Raw genomic sequence first — 22,460 nt, 5'->3', positions numbered from 1 at the left:
CCAAAAATACGTTCGCGTGGCGCTTTGCAGCCGCGCCGCTAGGCTCGCTGAGCGCTCGAAGGTGCCTTCACTGGCTCGATGCGCGCTGGCGGGCCCTGTATGACCTGAAAAACACCTATCGCGGCGCTGAGGGTGCCTCGGTTTTAAAGGTGCGGCCGCTCAACGGTTGCCGTGTTGACGCGGCCCGAAACCCTCAGCCGCTTGCGATCAGGTCGCGCAGCGCCGAAACTCCGCGTCATCGATGACCCCATCGTCGAGAAGCTTTTTCAGGCGTCCAGCTTGTCGACGGCATCATCGCGCGACGAGCAATCAACCAACGGCAAAAAACGGGTCAGACACAAAAAAGCTCGCTGGCTAGTTAGGCCCTTGCGGTCGCTCATTGGCAGGCAGTCAGGGCCGTCACCTGCGCTTTCTGAATCTGAAGGTGAAACTTATCACCTGCTCCACGGTACTCATAATCGACTATAGCGTTGCACTGCGTGAGCTTCCCATTCTCATTTCTAACAATTGAAAAGTAACCGGTATATTGCGGCGAGGCTACCAGAGGAAGTACCGCGGTATACGGCACCTCCACGTAGTCGACTTCAAAATTTGTCGACCCCGGAATGTTGTCGTCCAAGAGAGCTTGCAACCCCTCTTTTATCGCATCAGCCTTCGCTTGCTGCATCGCTACGACGTAGGCATAACATGTCGCTAGGGCACCGGCGATTACAGCTGCCTTGATCAATCCGTTCATTATCAGACTTCCTCCCGCGACTGTCAGCGCGTTCTTATGCACTGGGGCGTGTTGCGGTTTACGAAGTTCCCATCCGGTGTCACGTCGCCGAGGAATATGGTGTCATTCGCGAGTGAAATGGCCAGATATCGGGCTCGTCTAGCAAGAAGTGAATCGGTCGTACCCTGAACGATTCCCTTCAACTGCTCGAATGCCTGAAGTTCATCTTGGCTCGGATTAAGCAGACCCGTCCCGAGCCCTTCGGTCGAGAACAGTGCGTTTTTCACGTCAAGGGCTCCGTAAACTACACCGCTAAACGGCAAGTCCGTTCCCGATGGCGCGGAGAAAACCTTCGCTGGCTTGACCAGCTTCCCATTTATGACGGCGTTGCCATCGCTTTCTATGGTGATCTCTGCGGTGACTGCTTTGTCGGAACCGTTGAAATTTGGTACGCCGTACACAGCGGCTCCGGTCATCTCACAGGTGTACTGCGCGTAGGCTGGCTGTCCTCCGATAGCCGATTCCAATGCATTGTCTGATTGGTTGGACGGTTGGCTATCCCTGGCCACTCTTGCGGCAGAAAGCGCAGCACCCATGCGCTGCTCAAGCTCTTTCAGAGAAACTCGGATTAATTCATGTCCCTCGGCATTCGCCGCCACGAAAAAGAGCGTTGCCAATCTAGCGGGATCCTCGGACAAGAAGATCTGCGTGAAGTCGAAACCGGAAAAAGGGGCTTTTCTAAAAAGGTTGTCTATGGCAGCAACAGTTTGGTCAGTTGCACTGTTGGATTGCATGCATTGCGCGACGCGACCTCCAATCGCGGCTTTTGTTTCATGGCTTAGCGATATCGTAAGTCGGCCCGCCTGTCCGACTTCTTGGACTTTCTTCAGTAAAAAGCTATTGAGTGTTTGCGAGATTTCGCTGACGAATTCCCTTTGGCGCACTGGGTCGAGCGCGCTCAGTTCAGGTAAACTCGTCAGGACGGGGCTTTCCATGAAATCGCAAATCTGATCGGCGGAAGTTATGTCGCCGTAAACCGTGCCTTCTTCGTCTTTTATTTGAGCAGCCGACGCATGAATGACCGCCCATAGCGAGAGGGATAGCGCCACAAGGCCGATGCGCGCAAACCGTGGAAACGACCAGCCCAATTGTGCCCCCAAGACCCCACATCATGACGACGACCCAAACAGTGCCCTCAAGGTGAGGCACCGTTCTCTCTGGTGTTTCGCTCGGCCTTGCTTCTCCGAGTGCAGCTAAGATTTGTCGAATATGCCGGCTATATCCGATAGATTACCGCGCCGCAAGTTGGTCGCGTCCGCCGCATGGACGGACGTATTCGCATCGCTTTCAACCTTCGACGCATTAGAGCCGCGAAGCGGGTCAGTCAGGAGAATCTCGCCGTTGATGCGGGGGTGGATCGCGGGACAATCAGCGAAATCGAGAGCCTGAAATTCAACCCTTCCATCGACCTGCTTGATCGGTTGGCTTTCGCCTTGGAGGTGGACATAACCGAGTTGTTGCTTGAGCCACCTGCCGGGATGGAATGGCCGAAGCCGCTGAACGCGGGGCGAAAGGCAGGCAAGTGATGGGGCTGGGCTGCCGAAGGCATCCTCGACTATTTGGCAACGCGGTATCTCCGAAGCACGCTGTCTGGGAATAGCTTCGACCGGATCAAACTTGCCTGTGAATAGGCCCGACAGATATGTAGCCTTGTCGTCGCGCTCTGCTTTGTTCCGTGTGGGGAAATCGAAAAGGACTTGTCGCAACCCTCGTTCGGCATCGAGCGCGCGGCCGAGCGCCTCTGGCCCTGCTGTCGGAAGCTCATCGCGAGACAGATGCCTGACCTCGGAGAACGCAACGCAATGGGCGCAGATTGCTTGTATGAGGGCCGACGACACGTCCTCCTGAGAAGCATCTTGCAAGGCAGATACCGCGGGTCGCTGGTCGCTCCTGCGAGATGGGAGGCTCAGCGCCGCGACTGCGACCAATCGCAAGAGCGTCCGGCGGGAAAGGGCGCGGCCAAGCATCAATATTCCTCCGAGAGCATGATGGTCAGAACGCGCGTGGTAGCTGCAGGGTCGGCTGGATCGCCCGAGCCGAACTGCAAGGATTTGTCGTAGCAGTCGATCTTCCAGATGACAGTCTTTCCGCCGACCTCGATCACAGCGCAGTCATGTTCACCGTGGGGATCATTGTCGTCGTTGAAGTTTTCGAAGCGAGCCACCGCCGCAATAATCTCGGCACGAACGTCCGCTTGAAGGCCGGTAATGCCGACCGTCAACACGACCCGACCTCCTTGGCCGGTCCTTCGCAGGGTGTCATTCAATCTGGCTATGCGCTGTTGCCGGATGCCGAGCGCACAGCTCTCACTGAAGGTGCATTCCAAAGCCATAAGCGAATCCTTCTCTTGGCCGCTGTGCGACCGTGTCCACGCCGATGATTGTCGGGAGGGTTGGGCGGCCGCCTCAGCGGCGCCGCCCGGGCGGCGTGCCGTCAGTCCCGATGGTCCGGGTGCAGCAAGGCAAGATCTTTCAGCTTGCGCGTAAATGCTGGCTCCTCAAGCCAGTCTCGCCAGCGCAAGGTACAGAGGCCTTCGGGGCTGACCTTCGTGACAGTTGCCTCGTACCACCCCTCGTAAGGTCCCATGGTGGCCAGCACGAGGCTGCCGACCTCGATCTTTTCCCAATCGGTCGGCCGATGTGGCTCGGGACGTGTCGGGCCACTTTCTGGCGCGCTGGCAGCTGAAGCCTTCTTCTTCGGCTTGGCTGGCGGCGGTCGATCATCGGCAGCGCGAACAGGAAACTGGTAGCCGGGTGGCAGGTGCGTGGCGATGGCATCGTAGAGCGTTCGCTTCACAAACGGCACGAAGGCTCGGCCGCTCTCGAATACACGGCCCTGTGGCAGCCGCCCGGCAAGCTCATGCAGGGCGCTGGCGTCGGCGATAGGAAGGGCAGCCATCCCCATCATCCCCGCGGCCTTTTCGGCAATGCCAACCTCGGCCCCGCCAAACCACGAGGCGTGGGCCTTCCCCCCGTCATCAAGGCCAAGGACGATGAGGGCGGGCAAAGTTGCTGCGGCAGCGCCAGTCGAACCAGCGATGTTGGTCATTCGTTTCTCCAAAATGAAAGAGGCCCCCGAAGGAGCCTCATGGTTTGATTTTCAGATGATGGTTGGCGGTGTCGGTGCAGGGCCGCTGGCGGCTTGAACTGGGCATGACGCCCTATTGTGAAAATGCCCAACAGCCCACCTTTTCCGCGATTTTCAGGGCCAAAACGGCCTTCTGAACAGCTCCCATTATAGCCCTCTCATGCTTGCTTGTCAAGATTTGCTCAATAGAATCAATATGTTGGACCATTTCACGCGGCTGAACCCTGCGCCTGCTGTCAACTCGAAGATCCCAGCCCCCTCCTGAAGGCAACCCCATCTAGAGCATGGGATCGCCAATCTTCAGGCAATAGACGCGCCTTCCAGAGACCGGCACGTGACGCGGGGCTTTGATCGAAAGCTTCGGGTTCTTCCCTTCCTCCGCAACCAAGACACCCTGAGCGCGCAAGCTCTTTAGATAACTTGACAGCCCGGTGCTGATTTCAGCTCGGAGTTTAGCGGGTTCGATGTAGTAGAACGTTTCGCCGTTTTCGGCCGTCCATATGTACCCAAAGTCTGATGGCATTGGAACACGATAACGCCGAGCTTCATACGAGCCGAGATCAAACAGGGATCGCCCCTTTGCCCTCAAAACATCTTGTACGATTTCAAGAGCCGATTTCTGAACGACGGCCATACTCCCGTTGCTTTTGGGAACGAGCTGAAGTGCGTACATGCAGGCATCCATCACCGACGCATCGTTACTCGGCAAGATCCCCCATCGTTGCGCCATGCGACCGGCCGCATACGCAATCGAGAACGTATCGACGATGCGACTGGGTAGCCCTACGGCGCCGACCTTAGCCCTGAAGGCCGTCATGAGGCCCGCAATTCGCGAGCGGAATTTTGTCGGATCGCTCGCAACGGCGGTTGCCACCTCTTGAATGAATGCCCGGCCAGCGGTCCCATACTGTCTATTGCAAATCTCCCGGATATGGTTCGTGGCCGACATGGTATCGGCAAAGCCCACTGGGACCTCGCGCATAAGCGGACCCTCAAAGAATATTTCACAGGTGCGGCTGGCCACGGCATTAACAACGCCGCCCGGCCCCTTCATCGTCTCACGAATCGAAATATTGCCTGTGCTCAGAAGCGCCACGCGAAGGCCTTCGGTTGGCGGGTGGTCGAACTTGCGCCTTCCGCTGCTCGAAGCCTGCTTGAATGCCATCTTTCCACTGGCCTGTAGCGCGATATCCATTTCGTTCTGTTCGTCGATAAAAAGCATTGAGTCGTTGTACGGCTTGCGAAGTTGGTCGAACGACGCCTCCGACATATTCCAAGTCACGCCTCCGCCGATCCCAGTTGAGGGATCACCGACATGTACGGAAGCGGCAAGCATGGCGAAGGTCGTTTTCCCAGACTCCGGCTGGCCTATCAATTCAATGTATGGGTTCAGAACATGGGACGGCGCGAACCTCAGAATCGGCCCGACCATCGCATAGGACAGCAGGAAAAGCGTGATTGGTTCTTTGCTGCCGATGGCAGATAGCTGCGCTTTCCATTCGGCAAGGCTGCCAAGGGGCGTGTGGCGCACATTGGTATCGAACGTGACGATGATCTCGGTTGCCGCCTTGTCCGCTCGGCAAATGGTCCCGTCACCATAAACATAGATGATGTCGGTCAGCCACCCCGGACGGGATGCTATCAATCCATCTCGAAAATGCGGGTGATCTTCGATCATTTTCTTAACGGAATTCCGCTTGCCGGTCGTGAGATAGGTCATCCCGGCAGCCGCCAGTCGGGCGAAAACGCTCTTGTCGTTTTCAATGAGGTCGGCCGTTGAGAACCATACCGCACTCGAGGGGGTGCCGAATTTAAAGTGCGTTTCACGGTTTTGGTCCCTAACCGCGTCCAAGATACCGGGGGCATCATTGGCCGGGAGCGGGGTTCCTTCGGACAAGCTCGACATATTTTCTCTCTTTTGAAAGTGGGAAGAACCGTGGTTTCCCACTTTTCCCACCGATTTGAGCGTCACAATTTTTTGTATTTCGGACCCATTCGGCCGGTATGCAGTTTCAATGGTCGCAGCATCAACTGGGCCGTAGAACACTCCCCGGAGGTCGCTGCGGCCGTCGAACGCCAAGTTGGTCAAGCAAATCGCCCATGTCGGCAGTCAGGAACTCGCCGATCAATTTCGGCCTAAGGCCGCAGGTGATTACTAGTTCCCGTATGCCGTGTTGGGCGTACCATGACAGCCATTCGGCGCGATCAGATGGTGCCATTCTGTTACGCCGCCGACTTGCCCTGCCATTTTCGGCTTCATACGAAGATCGAAATTCGGGCTTGAATTTAGTCATATAAAGAAGGTGGCCCCGCAGGTGGAAAACCTCGTGGATCATGGATTTCAGGCGTGGGGCCTTCGGGATTGCGATTTTTAGGTCGTCCAAAGTCGGACCGGCGATGATGGTGTGGAGATGAGGTTCGAAGAATTTCGAACCGTTGCTGTCGACAACCGACACTTCAACGACCGCGATGCCTTTGGATGGCACGTGCCGCCTTTTTAGATTGCGGTATATCGTTCCAAGAAGGGCCGCAGGCCGCCGAGGCGAGGAGCCGAGCAACTGTCCTGCTGGAACACGGTGGTTTAGATCGGCAATCGTGACCGAATGCAGATTAGGCGAGCCGTCCAATTCGGCAGCAATAGACGTAATTGCCGCCAGCCGAGCGCGGAACTGCTCGTAGACGCAAGCGGCGCTTTTCGGCGCAGAACGATTAAGTGAGTCGAAATCTGGATGAACAGCCTGTTCGAAAGCAAGGCCATCGAAACCAGCCGCCGCAACCAACGACTTGGCATTGGATTGCCGCTGGGCGAAGCCTTCAACGGAGAATGTCACTGCCGAAGGATCGCCTTTGTAGCGAACGCCCGCTGCTTCAGCCGCTGCTTGTGCCTCAACAATGATCGACTTCAAGGCACTGCGGATTTGAAACTCAGATTCGAACATTCGCTGCGGAAGGTGGGTGCGCCAAGGAGCTTGACCAACCATCACATAGCTCCAAAGCCGTTGGTGCTTGTGCAGACACGAGCACCGACAAAACTCTTCAGGTAGCTGAAGCGATAGGAGACGGTGCTTCCTGTCGTGACGACGCGGGGCCTCACTTGCGGCCTCCCCGCAAGGCGCGCTTGCCTTTGGTTGGCCGATAGTCCGCGGGTTCGATCTTTGTAATTACCCGGATCCGCACGCCGTACTTTTTTTCGAAGGCAGGCTCGCTCGCAATCAGAAGGACATTGGTTGGAACGCCCGGTGGATCGAAGATCCTGACGAAGGAAACAGTCTCCTGATCCCCCAGAGAGATCAGGGCAGTACGAATAATTTCCGCTGCGGTAAGCGGCCGTTCGTGGTGATCAGCTACGGCGTGAACGAGTCTGTAAAAGTCGAGCAAGCCCTTACCACAACGAACCACGTCAAGCTCTTCGGAGCACATGGCGCAAGCAAGGACAAAGTTGGCTTCATAGCGCGGCTTGTATTTTTCTTCGAGCGGAAGGCTCGTCACCATTGCGTTCACGTCGTCAATAGTCTGCTGGAAGGTAAAAACTACCGGCAAAGACTCCCGGAGCCGCAGTACCAAAAAATCGATAACCTCGGGTTCTTTGTCGATTAGATCGAGTGGAGCATTGTCGTTTTGGGCCAAAAACACCGACATGATCAATCTCCCAGATTCTGAGAGGTCGACGAGCGGGTTCTTGACCTGATAAAGAGAGCGAATTCGGGGGTAGGATATGCGACCCTCGATCCCAGTTTCACAAATTTTGGACCCGAACCTTGGACTCTCCAATTCGCTAGAGTCTTGGTGCTGATCGTCAGAATATCAGCAGCGGCTTTGGGAGTGAGAAGAGCGCAAACGTCGCGCCCGCACCTGATTTTCAGTTGTTCTTCTTCAAACGTAGACATCCGTGCTCCTTGCTCTCGGCAAGGTCAGGAAGCTGTTTGAACGGGCTTGAACTAAGACGCCGCGCGCAACTCCACCAACCTCACCGGATTAATCGGTGAAATTTTGCATGGCCGAAAAGGAGTCACTCGAGCTGTGGCTTAGATAGCCACGCCAATGATTTTTTCGGATATGTCGTGTGTTGCGCCCTCTGCCGATTGGCAGCGCGAACTCAACATTGCATCATAAACGGCAAGGGGGTCAAGTATGGAAATGGTGATTGCTAGGTGATTGCTATCGAACCAAAAGGTGTGCTGGGCGAACTACAACTTGTTGATTTCGTTGGCGCACCCGACAGGATTCGAACCTGTGACCTCTGCCTTCGGAGGGCAGCGCTCTATCCAGCTGAGCTACGGGTGCCTTCAGGATCGGTGATCCCAAAAACGAACCAGCCGGTAAACCGGCCAGCCACGGCTTCTTAGCGGAAGCAGGCGCCGGCTTCAACGGGCAATCGCGGGCAAGCTCAAGTTGCCGTAGCAGCCCCGGGGAGGCAGACACTGTCCCGTCCGGCGGTCGCCGCCTGCTCATTGCATCATGGTAAGCACGGCCTTGCCGCTGATGCTGCGCTGCCGCAGCGCGTCGAGGGCCTGGCCGACGTCCCGCCACGGCACGGTCAGGACCACGCGCGTTTCGAGCCGGCCGGCTGCGATCAGCGCGAGCAACGAGGCGATGTCGGCGCCGACCTCCGGACCGGAAGCGTAGTAGGCGAAGGTCTGCAGCCGCGCGCCTTCGTGACCCGGGACGAACTGGCGGAAGCCGATGGGCGTGAGTTCGCCGCTGCTCGAGCCGAACATGACGACGGTCCCGCCGGGCGCCACCCGTTCGATCGCGTGGGCGAGGCTGTCGCCGCCGACCGACTCGGCAATCAGCGAGAACAGTCCTTCGGCGAGCTCGATCGATTCGACGACGCGCTCGGCTCCGAGGCCGCGGAGATCGTCGGCATGCCGGGTGGCGGCGACCGCCACCACCGACGCGCCCTGCTGGCGGGCGATCTGGATCTGGAAACGGCCGACCGCGCCGCTTGCGCCGGTAATCAGGACCCGCTGGCCGGCCAGGTCGCCGCCGTGGCGCAGGGTCCGCAGCGCGGTCGTGCCCGCGACCGGAACGGTGGCGGCGGCGGCGAAGCTGACGCCGTCCGGCAGCACGGCGAGGTGGTCGGTTGGAACGGCGACACGCTCGGCCCACCCGGCCTCGTCGACCAGCGCCGCAACCCGGGCGCCGATGGGCGGCCCGGAGCCATCGGCCGCGGCGCGCTCGACAATTCCGGCGACGTCCTGGCCAGGCACCCAGCCGTTCGGACGGATCTTGAGCAGGCGCAGTTCGCCGCGGTTCAGCGAGACTGCCCGGACCGAGACCAGCGCCTCGTCCGGGGCGGGCTCGGGCTCGCCAAGCTCGGCGAGTTTCAGCCCGGTGGCTCTGTCGGAAGATGTGACCAAGGCGAGCATTGGTATCGTCCTTTCTTGCTGCATGGGGGACGCCAGTCTGTTTTCGTGCGCCGGGCTTGTTGGTCCGACGTTCAGAACGCAAGCAGGGTATGACTATCTGGAAGCCCGCCCTGTCGTCTTCTGAGTTACTCAAGGCCCTAAACTATCGACTTTCCTGTTTGAGTAATTTAGATATCTTGGCAGTTGATCGCTAAAATCAGTCAATATGAGACAGCCTCTCCGCTACCCCTGGCCTTTCGATCCGGATGATGTCCTCGCCTCGGCAATCGCCGTGCGCGTTGACGTTACCGAAACCAGGGCAGAGGTGCCGGACCACCACCACCGCAAAGGGCAACTCGTCTTCGCGCTCGGCGGTGGCGTCACATGTCGCGTCCCCAGCGGGCTGTGGATGGTGCCGCCCCATTGCGCGGTGTGGATTCCGGGCCGCATGGAGCACAGCAATATCGCGACCGCCAATGCCCGGATTTTCTTCGTCTATATCGAGCCGGGAGCTGCCGAACTGCCGGCCCGGTGCTGCACGCTGTCGATCTCGCCGTTGCTGCGCGAGCTGATCATCGAGCTGGCGGATCGCGGTGAGGATGGTGACGCCAGGAGCGAACTCTTGACCAGGGTACTGCTCGCCGAACTGCCGCGCATGCCTGTCCAGCAGCTGCATTTGCCGATCTCGTCCGAGCCGCGCTTGAGGCGCATTGCCGCGGCGCTGGCGGACGATCCTGCCGATCGCAGCACCCTGGCGGAATGGGCCAATCGCGTCGCGCTCAGCGAGAGCAGTCTCGCACGTCTCGTGGTCATGGAAACAGGGCTGACCTTCGGGCGTTGGCGCCAGCAATTGCACCTGATCGTCGCAATGCGGGAGCTGGCCTCCGGCGCCAGCGTGCAGCAGGTTTCGGCCGATCTCGGCTACGAATCGGTCACTGCCTTCATCACCATGTTCAAGAAAGCGCTTGGCAAGCCGCCTGCGAAGTATCTCAGCAGTGTCGCTCAAAACGGCGGTTCTGCGTTTGTCGCCCGATGAGCGCCCTGATCCGCCGCCCGCCGGACGTCAGCCGTCACTGCTCCTCGGCGTACAGCAGCCGCGTCTTTGCCGCCGATGCCGTCGACAGGCTGCGCTGGATCAGCGCCTCGACATGGTCGTTGCGCTGGCGCGCGCTGTCGGCGCCCATCACCACGATGATCAGCCTGTGCCCGTCTGCATTATAGGAGGTAACGATGTTGAAGCCGGAAGCCCGGATGTAGCCGGTCTTGATGCCGTCGACGCCGCGCACCCGGCCGAGCATGTCGTTGTGGCCGCGCACCAGCCTGCCGCGAAACATGAAGTCGCTTTCGGAGAAATAGTGGAAATGCTGCGGGAAGCGGGCGTGCAGCGCCATGCCGAGCACCGCCATGTCGCGCGCGCTCGTGTGCTGGTCGCCGTCCGGCAGGCCCGAGGCGTTGCGGAATACCGTGCTGCTCATGCCGATCTGGCGCGCCTTGGCGGTCATCATGCCGGCGAACGCCTCTTCGCTGCCGCCGAGATATTCGGCAACGGCGACCGCCACGTCATTGGCCGATTTGACGACGATGGCGCGGATCGCCGAATCGACGTCGATGGTCTCGCCGCGCCTGAACCGCAGCTTGGTCGGCGGCTGCCGGGCGGCGTTGTCCGACACCGGAATTTGCGTCTCCTTGCTGATACGGCCCTGGTCCAGCGCCTCGAACAGAAGGTACAGCGTCATCATCTTGGTCAGCGACGCCGGATAACGCGGCGCCGTCGAATTGACCTCGAACAGCGTCTTGCCGGTGCCGGCATCGATGACCATCGCGGCATATTTCTGCGGCGGCGCCGGCACCGCCAGCACGCTGTCGGGCGGCGTCACCGTCGTACAGCCGGCAGCAAGCAGCAGCAGCGCCAGCATGGCGACGTAGTTGTGGATGAGCGAAAAGAACCGGAAGGCGGACAAGTCAGTTCCGAAGGCAGGCTGTTTCTGAGACGAGGCGAAGCTATCTTAACGCAAAGGCACAGTCCATTTGGTTAATATCGTCGGAACCCTGGAATGGTGCCCTGTCCACAGGCCGACGTGGCGGCTGTGCCAAGCCGTCCGATGCGAATTGCCGGCCACCGCGCTTGCGCAACGGGCGGCGAGTGGGCTTTGCTGGCGCCGGCAGAATCGGGCCGCCAGAATCGGGCTGGCAGAATCGGTAGGTGCATATGGATACGGTCACGATTACGGCAAAGGGGATTTCGGTATCGGTTGATCTTGCCGTCGGCCATCTCGCCGACATGGCGATCGAGATCGACGGCCGTCGGCTGAAGCCGCTGCATCGCGCACCCTGGGTCGAAGAGCCGCGCGAGACGCTGCCGAAAGATCTGCCTGAAGGGACGGTCCACCTGTCCGGCGATTTCCTCTGCGCGCCGTTCTCGACCAGCGACGTCGAAGCGGCACCTTTGCATGGCTGGCCGGCCAATAGTCGCTGGGACGTCGTCGACAGCGCAGCAACGGCCGATGGCTGGCGCGCCGTCTTCCGTCTGCAGCGTCCGGTCATGGGCTCGACCGTCGACAAGATCCTGACCTTGCGCGACGATCATCCGTTTCTCTATCAGGAGCACGTCTTTTCCGGCGGCGCCGGCGCCATTCCCGTCGCCCACCACCCGATGACGGTAATGACGGCCGGCGGCAGGCTGGCTTTCTCGGCGAAGCGCTTTGCCGCAACGCCGAACGAGGCGCCGGAACCCGATCCGGCTCGCGGCCGCTCTTTGCTCGCCTACCCGGCACGGACCGCCGACCTGACGCGCTTTCCCGCCGCCGACGGCGGCATGATCGACCTGACCGCCTATCGCATGGACCAGCAGCGTGAGGACTTTGTGACGCTGGTCGAGGCCGATCATGGCGGGCCGGGCTGGACCGCGCTGGCGCGCCAGGCGGAAGCAGATCTCGTGCTGGTGCTGAAGAACCCGGCTGAACTGCCGGTGACCATGCTGTGGGTCAGCAATGGCGGGCGCGATTATGCGCCATGGAGCGGCCGCCATCGCGGCGTGCTCGGCATCGAGGATGGCCGCACCGCTGTCGGCCACGCCGCATCGCTCGGCGACAACTGGCTGAAGCGCGAAGGCGTGGCGACCGCCTTTGCGCTTTCTGAAGGGCGCAGCTTTTCGTTCCGCCATGTCATCGGCGCACTGCCGTGGCCGTCCGGCGAGCCGCCGCGCGACGTCGCGAGCTTACCGGGCCGCATGCGCATCCTGGCCGCCGACGGCGCCGTGCGCGACATTGGCTTCGACAGCGACTTCCTGCGGATCGGCAGGTCGGCCCCAGCTTGAGAGCTCGCCTCCCCACCTTCGTCATCCCAGGGCGGAGCAGGAGCGAAGCGACGTCGCGGAGACCCTGGGATCCATGCCGCGACCGTCGTCGAGGAATGCGGCGGAACAGAATTCTGCGCCGCTGAGGCGCCCTGATGTCACGGCATGGATCCCGGGGTCTGCGCTGCGTCGCTTCGCTCCTTGCTCCGCCCCAGGATGACGAAAGGGACGATCGTTTCGGGCAATCTCAAAGCTTTGCGATTTGCCGACGGACGGTCAAAATCCCTGAGCGAGGAAACTAATCTCGGGTTTGAAATTCCCGCGAATTGTCGCCAAGATCGAAAACACTCAGCCAGAAAGGCTCCAATGTCCGAGATCGCCCATATTGCTGCTGCCATCTTCAAGCGCGCCGGCAAGGCGCCGCGCTTCATCGTTGCCATTGCCGGTCCGCCCGGCGCCGGCAAATCGACATTGTCGGCAGGCTTGCACGACCTGCTGCCGGAAGGCACGGCGGAAGTCGTGCCGATGGATGGCTTCCATTACGATGATGTCGTGCTCGAGCGACGCGGCCTTCGCCAACGAAAAGGTGCCCCGGAAACCTTTGATTTTGCCGGCTTCGAAACGCTGCTCAAGCGCATCCGCGCCCGCGAGCCGGATATCGCGATCCCGGTCTTCGACCGCAGCATGGAGCTGTCGCGCGCCGCCGCTGCGATCATCGCCGCCGACACCAAGTTCATCCTGGTCGAAGGCAATTATCTGCTGCTCGACGAAGAGCCATGGACGCGGCTGGCGCCGCTGTTCGACCTCTCGATCTTTGTCGATGTGCCGCGCGCCGACCTCGAGCGCCGACTGCTGGAGCGATGGCACGAGCACGGCCGGTCCGACGAGGACGCGCGCGCCTGGATTGCTTCCAACGACATGCCGAACATCGATCGCGTGCTTGCCCGTCGGCGGCCCGCCGACCTGGTGGTTGGTGAACACGCCTGATCTGTAAGGACTGTTCGGCCGGAACCTTAACACTTTCAGGCCGTTATCCCGGACACGGCAATCGTGCCGCATGAGGGAACAGTTCGATGGAAACCATGGCAAGAAAGCCTGCGCCCGCCAAGGGCAGGGCAACACGATCAAAAGCAACGCGAGCGAAAACCAGCGCCGGCCCGGCAGTGGCGGCCCGCTCCAAGGACGCGGCAAAGCCCAGCTTTGGCAAGGCGGCGCCGAAGAAGGTGGTGCCTGCCGCGGCCAAAGCCGCTGCACCCAAGCCCAAAAAGCCGGCAAGCAGCAGAGGATCGATCGCAGGCAGCGCAATGCGCACCGTCAAAACGACGGCCAACGTCGCCGCCGGTGCCGTGCTTGCGACCGCCAAAGGTGCGGCCTCGCTTGCCGCTTCCGTAGTCGGCAAGGGCTCGAAACCCCGGACCAAGGCAAAATAGCCGGGCCAGTCTGGCTTTCGATCAGGCTCTGGCCGGAATGGTGAGGCCCCTCTGCACCGCCGGCCGGGCAAGGCCGCGCTCCAGCCATGCGCCGACGCTGGGGAAATCGTCGAAACCGACGAGTTCCCGTGCCTCATAAAAGCCGATCAGATTGCGCACCCATCCAAGCATCGAAATGTCGGCGATGGTGTAATCGTCGCCCATGATCCAGCTGCGGCCCTTGAGCCTCGTTTCGAGGACGCCGATCAGCCGTCGCGACTCGTCGCGATAACGTTCCAGCGGGCGCTTGTCGGCGATTTCGCGCCCGGCGAATTTGTGGAAGAACCCGACTTGGCCGAACATCGGCCCGATCGAAGCCATCTGGAAGAACACCCACTGGATCGTCTCGTAACGCAGCGTTGCGTCTGCCGGGACCAGCTTGCCGGTCTTGTCGCTGAGGTAGAGCAGGATGGCGCCGGATTCGAACAGGCCGATCGGCTTTCCGCCCGGGCCGTCCGGATCGATCATCGCCGGTATCTTGCCGTTCGGGTTCAAAGACAGGAATTCCGGGGTCCAGCTCTCGTTCTTGCCGATGTCGACGGCATGCGGCTCGTACGGCAGGCCAAGTTCCTCCAGCGCGATCGATATCTTCACCCCGTTCGGCGTCGGAAACGAATAAAGCTGGATGCGGTCGGGATGGCTTGCCGGCCAGCGCGTGGCAATCGGAAACGCGGACAGATCGGTCATCGAAACTCCTGGTCGGGGGGCGCCCCGAACGGCGCGGTCACGGCGGGTCGCAGAGAGTTAGGCGCGACGCCTGGCGCGATCAATATGCGCATGGAAAGTTTCACCGGCCCCGACGAAAGCCGGCAAGGGGTGCGGTTCAGACGGCTTTGACCGCCAGCACCGCATTGGTGCCGCCGAAGGCGAAGCTGTTGCTGATCGCGGTGCGCACCGCGCGCTCACGCGCCACGTTCGGCGTGATGTCGAGATCGCAGTCGGCGTCGGCTTCCCGGTAGTTGGCGGTCGGCGGCACGATGCCGTCGCGGATCGCCATCACGCAGGCGATCATTTCCAGCGCGCCGGACGCGCCGAGACAGTGGGCGTGCATCGATTTGGTCGAGGAGATGGAAAGCTTGTAGGCATGGCCGCCGAAGACACGCTTGATCGCCGCCGTCTCGATCTGGTCGTTGGCCTTGGTGCCGGTGCCATGCGCGTTGAGATAGTCGACGTCTTCCGGATTGAGCCCGGCATCGACGAGGCAGAAGCGCATCGCCGCCTCCGGCCCTTCGATGGTCGGCGCAACGATGTCGGAGGCGTCGGCGGAAAGGCCGACGCCGGCGATTTCGGCAAGGATGGCGGCGCCGCGCGCCATGGCATGCTCATAGGTTTCCAGCACCACCATGCCCGCACCCTCGCCGAGCACAAGGCCTTGGCGATCGGCCGAAAACGGCCGGCAGGTGTCCGGCGACAATACCCGCAGGGCCTCCCAGCCCTTGAGGATGCCCCAGACCAGCGGCGCATCGGTGCCGCCGGCGACCATGACGTCGGCACGGCCGAGCCTGATCTGGTCGACCGCCGAGGCAATGGCGTGGTTGGATGACGAGCAGGCAGAGGTGATGCCGAAGACCGGCCCGCGCAGACCAAGATTCATGCTGACGTGGCCGGCGGCAGCGCCCGGCATTACTTTCGGCACGGTGAAGATGCCGGCGCGGTTCTTGCCTTCGAGCAGGATGGCGCGATAGCTCTCTTCGATTGCCTCCCAGCCGCAGACGCCGACGCCGACGATGGTGCCCATCCGATAGGTGTTGGCCGCGTGCAGGTTCAATCCCGCCTGCTGTGCCGCCTCCCGCGCGGCGATCGTCGCCAGAAGGCTGAAGCGGTCCATCGACACGACCTGCTTGCGGTCGATGCCGTGATCGGGAAGCGTTTTGATTTCGCAGCCGACCCTGACCTTGAGGTCATACAGCTCGGAATTGACGATCGCACCGATTGCCGAACGGCCGGTGCGCATCTCGTTCCAGATTGCTGGTGCGTTGGTGCCGAGGCCGCATAATCCGCCGATGCCCGTGATGACGATGCGCTTGTGCATTCAGTCAGGCTTTTTTCGCGATCAGCGCGCGAACCGCCTCGACCATGTCGCCGACATTCTTCAGATTGCTCCAGGCATCGACCGTGTTCATCTCGATTTCGATGCCATACTCTTCCTCGAGATCGAAGATGATTTCCGTCAGTTCCAGCGAATGGATGCCAAGGGCGGTCAGTTCGGTACTGGTGGTGATTTCCTCGCCGCCCGGCTCGGCATGAGCCTTGATCTTGGCGATGATATCGTTTGCCAGCTGGTCAGCCATTCGGTTTCTTCCCCAACTCTGTCGTTTCCCGACGCCAACTGATCAGCGCCCCTTTTGTCCTCGATTACGTCGTCATCGTCGCCTTTTACCCCCGCCAGGCGCCGATGACCGTACCAAGGTGGCTCCCTCTATAGAAACCGAAACGCTGTCAAGCAACAAGCTATATATCGACAAAGCCGCCGCAGTGCTTAACGTTGGTGTCGTGGATACGATCGCATATAGCTTGAGCTCGGTGCCGCCGGCCCAGCGCGTTGCCGGCGTCGCGCGGCTTGGCTGCGACTGGAACGGAGGCCGCACGCGTCTTCGGCGCCTGTACCAGGACGGCTCGGCCAAGATCCGCATGCCGGCAGTCTCGGCCGATCCGCTCGAAGCTGTCCTGATCAACACTGCCGGTGGGCTGACCGGTGGCGACCGTCTCGCCTGGCAGGTCGATGTCGGTGCCGGCGCCTCAGCAACCATAACAACGCAGGCCTGCGAGAAAATCTACCGCGCCGCATCCGATCGCGCCGAAGTGCGGGTGCAACTGACCGTCGGCGAAGGCGGCCACATTGCCTGGCTGCCGCAGGAAACCATCGTCTTCGACCGCTCGGTCTTTGCCCGCACGCTTGACGTGGAGCTTGCCGCCGGAGCCGAGGCGCTGATCCTGGAGGCTACTGTCTTCGGCCGCCTGGCCATGGGCGAACGGGCAGCGCAAGGCTATTTCCACGACCGCTGGCGCGTTCGCCAGGACGGAGCGCTGGTCCATGCCGAGGAGTTCCGCATCGGGCCCGACATTGCGGCCACCTTGAACCGTACGGCTGTGGCCGGTGGCGGCATCGCCGTGGCGACGCTGCTGATGGTGTCGCCGCGGGCAGAGGCTTTGCTCGAGCCGGCCCGGGGCATGGTCGGCGGCCAGGGCGGCGTCAGTTTCTGGAGTGTGCGGAAATCTGGCAAGCTTCTTGCGAGGCTGTTCGCCGAGGACGGCTACCAGCTCCGCAAGCGGCTGGTGCCGCTTGTCGAATTGCTCAACGGGCGGGCGGGCCTGCCCAAATTATGGTCACTCTGATTTCGATTATGCCACTGCAGGAAAAAGCATGAATCTGACGCCGAGGGAGAAAGACAAGCTGCTGATCGCCATGGCGGCGATCGTGGCCCGCAAGCGGCTCGAACGCGGCGTCAAGCTCAACCACCCGGAAGCGATCGCGCTGATCACCGATTTCGTCGTCGAGGGTGCCCGCGACGGGCGCGCGGTCGCCGAGCTGATGGAGGCCGGCGCCCATGTCGTGACCCGGGCGCAGGTGATGGAAGGCATTGCCGAAATGATCCACGATGTGCAGGTCGAGGCGACGTTTCCCGACGGCACCAAGCTGGTGACCGTGCACGAACCGATCAGATAATCACCAAAGGCGAGGAGAGGAAAATGCTTGAGCTGCGTCCCAACTGCGAATGCTGCGACAAGGATCTGCCGCCCGATGCGACAGATGCGGTGATCTGCACCTTCGAATGCACCTTCTGCGCGGACTGCGCCCAAAACGTGCTCGGCGGCGCCTGTCCGAATTGTGGCGGCAACTTCTCGGCCCGCCCGATCCGTCCGGCAGCGATGCTGAAGAAATATCCGGCCTCGACCCAGCGCATTCTCAAGGCAGAGGGCTGCGGCCCGGCCCGCAAGGCCGCGTGAGAGGCATGATGATCTCGAAGATGGAAGGTACGCCGATGATCCCCGCTACGATGAAACGCACAACGCTGTCGGCGGTCCTGCTGCTGGCGGCAGCTGGGCCAGCCTATGCCCATGTCGGCGACGGCACGGTTTCGTCCTTCACCGCCGGCTTCACCCACCCGCTCTCCGGCCTCGATCACATGACGGTGATGATTGCCGTCGGCCTGTGGGCAGCACTCAAGGGCGACAAAGCGATCTGGGCATGGCCGCTGGCTTTCGTGGGCATCATGCTGGCCGGCGGCGCGCTCGGCATCCTGCATGTGCCGATGGCTTTCGTCGAGCCGGCCATATTGGCGTCCGTCGTGGTGCTCGGGCTGCTGGTTGCGCTCGCCGTCGACCTTCCGGTCTCGGCCGGCGTCGCCGTCATCGGCCTGTTCGCGTTGTTCCACGGCTATGCCCACGGCACCGAGGTGCCCGAAAATGCGGGTGGGCTCGGCTACATGGCGGGCTTTGCCGCCGCCACCGCGCTGCTCCACGCCGTCGGCATCACTGCCGGTTTCAACCTCGGCTGGCGCTTCCGCGGACTTGCCCGCGTCGCCGGGGCCGCCTGTGCCACGATTGGCGCCGGCCTTGCTTTCGGCGTCCTGTGAGGGCCGCAATGATCCCAGGTGAAATCATCACGGCAAGCGGCGAGATAGAGCTGAACAAGGGTCTGGCGACCGTCACCTTGAAGGTAGCCAACAGCGGCGATCGGCCGATCCAGGTCGGCAGCCATTATCATTTCTTCGAGACCAATGAAGGGCTGAGATTCGATCGCGACCAGGCCCGCGGCATGCGCCTCGACATCGCTGCCGGCACCGCCATGCGCTTCGAGCCGGGGCAGGAGCGTGACGTTACCCTGGTGCCGTTCGGCGGCAAGCGCGAGGTCTACGGATTTCAGCAGAAGATCATGGGCAAGCTGTGAGATCGAAGGCGTCGAGCAGTTTCGGCTCAGCCGGGCGGCTTGGCCGCCGCATAGATGACGACCTTTCCCGGATCGTCGAATTCCACCGCCAGAACGTCCTCGGTTTGCACTCTCCGCGAGTCGATGGCGTTGAACAGCAATGCGTTCGCCTCGATCTCCTTGCGCAGCTCGGCAATGTCGTCCCGATGTTGCCTGACCTTGTTTTCGATCGCCGGCGGCGGGCCGCCTTCGGTGCGCGCGGCGTCGGTAAGAAACACGATATCGACCTTGTCGAGCTTGGACGTCTTGCGCACGACAGCGATGTTTTCACGCGTGCGGTCGATCGCCGAGCTGACCTTGCCGGCTTCCGCATTTGTCTTGGTCTCTTCCTGGCCGACCTCCGAGCCGACGATCCGGTTGACGGTCTCGGCGCTATCGAGGCTCTGCGCGTTCAGCGCGGCGTGCGGAATGCTGGCTGCCAGAAACGCGGTCGCAGCAATCCCATGCAGCCATCTGGTGTCGGAGAAGGTGGTGATCGCCATCGCTCGTTCTCAGGCTCCTTTTCGAGGCTTGTGTCAGGGCGACAGGACCGAAACGTAACTTCCCCTGTGAAGGTTCCCTTTGCGATGCGGCGGGCTGACCGGGCGCCGGCCCGCCGCCTCGCCTCGTCAGCTGGCTTTCTTGGTGATCAGCGTCAGCGCGCCATTGGTGCTCATGCTGGCGGCGATCACCTGCGCCGAGGTGAGTCCTTTCGCTTCGAGCGCGGACTTGACCTCCGGTGTCGCGTCGATCGAGCCGCGCAGCTTCTGCAAATCGGCATCGCTGCGCTTAGCGATCACCTCGTTGACCTTGGCTTGAGTGTCCGCCGGCAGATCCTTGATATCGACGACATTGATCGCCTGAATGGTGGGCGCCTGCGGCTGCGCCCCGGGCGCGGCAGGAGCAGGAGCGGCCGGCGCCGGACTGGGCTGCTGCGCAGGCTGTTGCTGGGCGCTGGCGGCGGTTGCGAGCACCAGCGTGGCGGCGGCTGCCAGAAGGGTCGTTTTGCGCATGGATGTTCCTTTCCATCGATTGGCAAATGGTCGTTTTGGGGTGGCCCGCCCACCTCAACCGCCAAATGGGATCGGAAAGTGTCGCTCAGCGGGTCATTGCGTGACCATAGGATGGCGGCAATGTGGGTCCCGGCTTCGACAAGCGGTATTTTCGGGCTGTATTTCGGGAGCAATTGCTGATGGCTAAAATCACCCGCGCCGCCTATGCGCAGATGTACGGCCCGACCGTTGGCGACAAGGTCCGGCTCGCCGACACCGAACTGTTCATCGAGGTCGAAAAGGATCTCACCCTTTACGGTGAGGAGGTGAAATTCGGCGGCGGCAAGGTCATCCGCGATGGCATGGGCCAGAGCCAGGTTTCGCGCGCGCAAGGCGCGGTCGACACCGTCATCACCAATGCGCTGGTCGTCGATGCCACCGCCGGTATCGTCAAGGCAGATATCGGCCTCAGGGACGGCCGTATCGCCGCGATCGGCAAGGCCGGCAATCCGGATATTCAAGGCGGCGTTACCATCATCATCGGTCCCGGCACCGAGATCATCGCCGGGGAGGGCAAGATCCTGACCGCCGGCGGCTTTGACGCGCATATCCACTTCATCTGCCCGCAGCAGATAGAGGAAGCGCTGATGTCGGGCATCACCACCATGCTCGGCGGCGGCACCGGCCCGGCGCACGGTACGCTGGCCACCACCTGCACGCCTGGGCCGTGGCATCTGGCACGCATGATCCAGTCTTTCGATGCCTTCCCGATGAATATCGGCCTGTCGGGCAAGGGCAACGCGTCGCTGCCTGCCGCGCTCGAGGAGATGGTGCTCGCCGGCGCCTGCTCGCTGAAGCTGCATGAGGACTGGGGCACGACACCGGCTGCAATCGACTGCTGCCTGTCGGTCGCCGACGATTACGACGTGCAGGTGATGATCCACACCGACACGCTGAACGAGTCCGGCTTCGTCGAAAACACGGTGGCGGCGATCAAGGGCCGCACCATCCATGCCTTCCACACCGAAGGCGCCGGCGGCGGCCACGCACCTGATATCATCAAGGTCTGCGGCCTGCCCAACGTCATTCCGTCCTCGACCAATCCGACCCGCCCCTACACGGTCAACACGCTGGCCGAACACCTCGACATGCTGATGGTCTGTCACCATCTGTCGCCGTCGATCCCCGAAGATATCGCCTTTGCCGAAAGCCGCATCCGCAAGGAAACCATCGCCGCCGAAGACATTCTGCACGACATCGGCGCCTTCTCGATCATCTCGTCGGACAGCCAGGCCATGGGCCGCGTCGGCGAAGTCGCGATCCGCACCTGGCAGACCGCCGACAAGATGAAGCGCCAGCGCGGTTCGCTGCCGCAGGAGACCGGCGACAACGACAATTTCCGCGTCCGCCGCTACATCGCCAAATACACCATCAATCCGGCCATCGCGCATGGCCTGTCGAAGGACATTGGCTCGGTGGCGGTGGGAAAACGCGCCGATCTCGTGCTGTGGAATCCGGCGTTCTTCGGCGTCAAGCCGGACATGGTGCTGATCGGCGGCATGATCGCCGCCGCCCCGATGGGCGATCCCAACGCCTCGATCCCGACGCCGCAGCCGATGCACTATCGGCCGATGTTCGGCGCCTATGGCAAGGCGATGACCAATTCGTCGGTGACATTCGTTTCGAAAGCCGCGCTCGACGCCGGCCTGCGCGGCAGGCTCGGCGTCGACAAGCAGATGGTGGCGGTCGAGAATACCCGCGGCGGCATCGGCAAGCATTCGATGGTGCTCAACGACGCCACGCCGCATGTCGAGGTCGACCCCGAAACCTACGAGGTCCGCGCCGACGGCGAGTTGCTCACCTGCGAGCCGGCCACCGTGCTGCCGATGGCGCAACGCTACTTCCTGTTCTGAACCATAGGCGTTAGAACGACCGATGTAGAACATGCCGCGCCAGGCCTATGGACCAGCAACTCCCTTACGCCCACGACATTTTCCCGCATATCCGCATTGTCCTGGGCATGGTGATCGGCCTTGGCGTCACACGGCTGCTGTCGGGGCTCGCCCGCATCGTCCAGCATCCCGGCCAGTACCGGCTCTATCCCGTGCACCTCGCCTGGGTTGCGTCGGTGCTTCTGATGCTGGTGCATTTCTGGTGGTGGGAGTTCGGCCTGTTCCAGATCGAGAATTGGACCTTCGGCAAATACCTGTTCATCATCTTCTACGCCGTCACGCTGTTCCTGCTCTGCGCGCTGCTGTTCCCGGATTCGATGCTGGACTACACCAGCTATGAGGATTTCTTTTATTCGCGCCGGGCCTGGTTCTTCGGCCTGCTGGCGGCGACCTATCTGCTCGACGTGATCGACACGCTGCTGAAAGGGCCGGAGCATTTCGCCCATTTCGGCATCGAATATCTGATCCGCACGCCGGTTTTCGTCGCGCTTTGCGTCATTGCGATCCTGCTGCGCGACCGCCGCTTTCACATCGCCTTTGTCGCCGGCGCGCTCGTCTATCAGATATCGTTCATCCTGCGGCTCTTCGACACGATCGTCTGAGCCCCATTGGGGCGGCGGACCGGATAGTCTA

Annotated in this window: 27 protein-coding genes and 1 tRNA gene; 12 read left to right on the top strand and 16 right to left on the bottom strand. The window is 61.5% G+C overall.

All coding sequences use genetic code 11. The annotated features are described in order from the left end of the window. Positions 1 to 376: 376 nt before the first annotated feature. Positions 377 to 736: a hypothetical protein gene (locus NKJ93_RS30965; RefSeq protein ID WP_352593031.1), complete on the bottom strand. Its 360-nt coding sequence runs from the start codon at positions 734 to 736 to the stop codon at positions 377 to 379. Between the two features lie 23 nt (positions 737 to 759). Continuing rightward, positions 760 to 1,863 carry a hypothetical protein gene (locus tag NKJ93_RS30960; protein WP_352593028.1) on the bottom strand — a complete coding sequence of 368 codons (1,104 nt, stop codon included), beginning with the start codon at positions 1,861 to 1,863 and terminating at the stop codon, positions 760 to 762. Between the two features lie 174 nt (positions 1,864 to 2,037). Between NKJ93_RS30960 and NKJ93_RS30955 the strand changes: the two genes are divergently transcribed. Further along, positions 2,038 to 2,301, top strand: a complete 264-nt coding sequence (locus tag NKJ93_RS30955) for a helix-turn-helix transcriptional regulator (protein ID WP_352593025.1) — start codon at positions 2,038 to 2,040, stop codon at positions 2,299 to 2,301. A gap of 440 nt (positions 2,302 to 2,741) precedes the next feature. On the opposite strand, the gene NKJ93_RS30950 is transcribed toward NKJ93_RS30955, so the two are convergent. The 7 genes from NKJ93_RS30950 to NKJ93_RS30920 form a co-directional block, all read right to left on the bottom strand. After that, a complete protein-coding gene (locus tag NKJ93_RS30950; protein WP_352593022.1) occupies positions 2,742 to 2,999 on the bottom strand; it encodes a DUF3768 domain-containing protein in 258 nt (85 codons plus the stop codon). Between the two features lie 209 nt (positions 3,000 to 3,208). Continuing rightward, positions 3,209 to 3,823 (bottom strand): tudor domain-containing protein, encoded by a 615-nt coding sequence (locus tag NKJ93_RS30945; RefSeq protein ID WP_352593019.1) that lies wholly within the window; start codon positions 3,821 to 3,823, stop codon positions 3,209 to 3,211. Positions 3,824 to 4,139: 316 nt separating this feature from the next. After that, on the bottom strand, positions 4,140 to 5,951 hold the full coding sequence (locus NKJ93_RS30940) for a DUF927 domain-containing protein (RefSeq protein ID WP_352593016.1): 1,812 nt from the start codon (positions 5,949 to 5,951) through the stop codon (positions 4,140 to 4,142). Continuing rightward, complete coding sequence (locus NKJ93_RS30935; RefSeq protein ID WP_352593013.1) at positions 5,890 to 6,843, bottom strand: hypothetical protein; 954 nt, start codon at positions 6,841 to 6,843, stop codon at positions 5,890 to 5,892. The genes NKJ93_RS30940 and NKJ93_RS30935 overlap by 62 nt, the downstream gene beginning before the upstream one ends. A 109-nt stretch (positions 6,844 to 6,952) precedes the next feature. Continuing rightward, on the bottom strand, positions 6,953 to 7,501 hold the full coding sequence (locus tag NKJ93_RS30930; protein WP_352593010.1) for a hypothetical protein: 549 nt from the start codon (positions 7,499 to 7,501) through the stop codon (positions 6,953 to 6,955). A 568-nt stretch (positions 7,502 to 8,069) separates the two neighbouring features. Then, a tRNA-Arg gene (locus NKJ93_RS30925) sits at positions 8,070 to 8,146 on the bottom strand. A 164-nt stretch (positions 8,147 to 8,310) separates the two neighbouring features. Continuing rightward, positions 8,311 to 9,231, bottom strand: a complete 921-nt coding sequence (locus NKJ93_RS30920) for a zinc-binding dehydrogenase (protein WP_352593007.1) — start codon at positions 9,229 to 9,231, stop codon at positions 8,311 to 8,313. A 205-nt stretch (positions 9,232 to 9,436) separates the two neighbouring features. Here NKJ93_RS30920 and NKJ93_RS30915 point away from each other — a divergent pair, with 205 nt between their 5' ends. Then, on the top strand, positions 9,437 to 10,246 hold the full coding sequence (locus NKJ93_RS30915) for an AraC family transcriptional regulator (RefSeq protein ID WP_352593004.1): 810 nt from the start codon (positions 9,437 to 9,439) through the stop codon (positions 10,244 to 10,246). A 34-nt stretch (positions 10,247 to 10,280) separates the two neighbouring features. On the opposite strand, the gene NKJ93_RS30910 is transcribed toward NKJ93_RS30915, so the two are convergent. Further along, positions 10,281 to 11,171 carry a D-alanyl-D-alanine carboxypeptidase family protein gene (locus NKJ93_RS30910; RefSeq protein WP_502904412.1) on the bottom strand — a complete coding sequence of 297 codons (891 nt, stop codon included), beginning with the start codon at positions 11,169 to 11,171 and terminating at the stop codon, positions 10,281 to 10,283. A 248-nt stretch (positions 11,172 to 11,419) separates the two neighbouring features. Between NKJ93_RS30910 and NKJ93_RS30905 the strand changes: the two genes are divergently transcribed. Beyond that, complete coding sequence (locus tag NKJ93_RS30905) at positions 11,420 to 12,526, top strand: hypothetical protein (protein WP_352593001.1); 1,107 nt, start codon at positions 11,420 to 11,422, stop codon at positions 12,524 to 12,526. Between the two features lie 345 nt (positions 12,527 to 12,871). Then, a complete protein-coding gene (locus tag NKJ93_RS30900; protein WP_352592998.1) occupies positions 12,872 to 13,492 on the top strand; it encodes a nucleoside triphosphate hydrolase in 621 nt (206 codons plus the stop codon). A 43-nt stretch (positions 13,493 to 13,535) separates the two neighbouring features. Here the strand turns inward: NKJ93_RS30900 and NKJ93_RS30895 are convergent, their stop codons facing one another. Then, on the bottom strand, positions 13,536 to 13,817 hold the full coding sequence (locus NKJ93_RS30895) for a hypothetical protein (protein ID WP_352481497.1): 282 nt from the start codon (positions 13,815 to 13,817) through the stop codon (positions 13,536 to 13,538). On the opposite strand from NKJ93_RS30895, the gene NKJ93_RS30890 reads away from it, so the two are divergent. Further along, on the top strand, positions 13,810 to 13,935 hold the full coding sequence (locus tag NKJ93_RS30890; RefSeq protein ID WP_352481498.1) for a hypothetical protein: 126 nt from the start codon (positions 13,810 to 13,812) through the stop codon (positions 13,933 to 13,935). The two genes, NKJ93_RS30895 and NKJ93_RS30890, sit on opposite strands and share 8 nt — an antisense overlap. Before the next feature lie 21 nt (positions 13,936 to 13,956). Here NKJ93_RS30890 and NKJ93_RS30885 read toward each other — a convergent pair whose 3' ends face one another. The 3 genes from NKJ93_RS30885 to NKJ93_RS30875 all read right to left on the bottom strand — a co-directional run bounded on the left by NKJ93_RS30885 (position 13,957) and on the right by NKJ93_RS30875 (position 16,265). Then, complete coding sequence (locus NKJ93_RS30885) at positions 13,957 to 14,661, bottom strand: glutathione S-transferase family protein (RefSeq protein WP_352481499.1); 705 nt, start codon at positions 14,659 to 14,661, stop codon at positions 13,957 to 13,959. Between the two features lie 136 nt (positions 14,662 to 14,797). Beyond that, positions 14,798 to 16,006 (bottom strand): beta-ketoacyl-[acyl-carrier-protein] synthase family protein, encoded by a 1,209-nt coding sequence (locus NKJ93_RS30880; RefSeq protein ID WP_352481500.1) that lies wholly within the window; start codon positions 16,004 to 16,006, stop codon positions 14,798 to 14,800. 4 nt (positions 16,007 to 16,010) lie between these two features. Then, complete coding sequence (locus NKJ93_RS30875; protein WP_023677013.1) at positions 16,011 to 16,265, bottom strand: acyl carrier protein; 255 nt, start codon at positions 16,263 to 16,265, stop codon at positions 16,011 to 16,013. A gap of 202 nt (positions 16,266 to 16,467) precedes the next feature. Between NKJ93_RS30875 and NKJ93_RS30870 the strand changes: the two genes are divergently transcribed. The 5 genes from NKJ93_RS30870 to NKJ93_RS30850 are packed head-to-tail and all read left to right on the top strand — an operon-like array spanning position 16,468 to position 18,865. Further along, positions 16,468 to 17,310, top strand: coding sequence for an urease accessory protein UreD (locus NKJ93_RS30870; RefSeq protein WP_502897820.1), 843 nt, complete (start codon positions 16,468 to 16,470; stop codon positions 17,308 to 17,310). A 28-nt stretch (positions 17,311 to 17,338) separates the two neighbouring features. After that, positions 17,339 to 17,641, top strand: a complete 303-nt coding sequence (locus tag NKJ93_RS30865) for an urease subunit gamma (protein WP_023677011.1) — start codon at positions 17,339 to 17,341, stop codon at positions 17,639 to 17,641. 23 nt (positions 17,642 to 17,664) lie between these two features. Further along, complete coding sequence (locus NKJ93_RS30860) at positions 17,665 to 17,922, top strand: DUF1272 domain-containing protein (RefSeq protein WP_023722547.1); 258 nt, start codon at positions 17,665 to 17,667, stop codon at positions 17,920 to 17,922. Between the two features lie 35 nt (positions 17,923 to 17,957). Next, positions 17,958 to 18,551: a HupE/UreJ family protein gene (locus NKJ93_RS30855; protein WP_031195187.1), complete on the top strand. Its 594-nt coding sequence runs from the start codon at positions 17,958 to 17,960 to the stop codon at positions 18,549 to 18,551. An 8-nt stretch (positions 18,552 to 18,559) separates the two neighbouring features. Next, on the top strand, positions 18,560 to 18,865 hold the full coding sequence (locus NKJ93_RS30850; RefSeq protein ID WP_023722545.1) for an urease subunit beta: 306 nt from the start codon (positions 18,560 to 18,562) through the stop codon (positions 18,863 to 18,865). Between the two features lie 26 nt (positions 18,866 to 18,891). Here the strand turns inward: NKJ93_RS30850 and NKJ93_RS30845 are convergent, their stop codons facing one another. Next, entirely contained in the window at positions 18,892 to 19,386 is a 495-nt protein-coding gene (locus tag NKJ93_RS30845; RefSeq protein WP_023722544.1) for a hypothetical protein, read from the bottom strand. Between the two features lie 126 nt (positions 19,387 to 19,512). Then, complete coding sequence (locus NKJ93_RS30840; RefSeq protein WP_023722543.1) at positions 19,513 to 19,896, bottom strand: hypothetical protein; 384 nt, start codon at positions 19,894 to 19,896, stop codon at positions 19,513 to 19,515. 179 nt (positions 19,897 to 20,075) lie between these two features. Between NKJ93_RS30840 and ureC the strand changes: the two genes are divergently transcribed. Together ureC and NKJ93_RS30830 are read left to right on the top strand one after the other, a co-directional pair. Continuing rightward, positions 20,076 to 21,788 carry an urease subunit alpha gene (gene ureC / locus NKJ93_RS30835; RefSeq protein WP_502897821.1) on the top strand — a complete coding sequence of 571 codons (1,713 nt, stop codon included), beginning with the start codon at positions 20,076 to 20,078 and terminating at the stop codon, positions 21,786 to 21,788. A 47-nt stretch (positions 21,789 to 21,835) separates the two neighbouring features. Then, positions 21,836 to 22,429, top strand: coding sequence for a hypothetical protein (locus tag NKJ93_RS30830; RefSeq protein ID WP_352481502.1), 594 nt, complete (start codon positions 21,836 to 21,838; stop codon positions 22,427 to 22,429). Positions 22,430 to 22,460 lie beyond the last annotated feature (31 nt).

This window comes from Mesorhizobium sp. M0028, assembly GCF_040323855.1.
In the GTDB taxonomy this organism is placed as follows: domain Bacteria; phylum Pseudomonadota; class Alphaproteobacteria; order Rhizobiales; family Rhizobiaceae; genus Mesorhizobium.
This window is presented reverse-complemented; position numbering and strand designations above follow the sequence as displayed.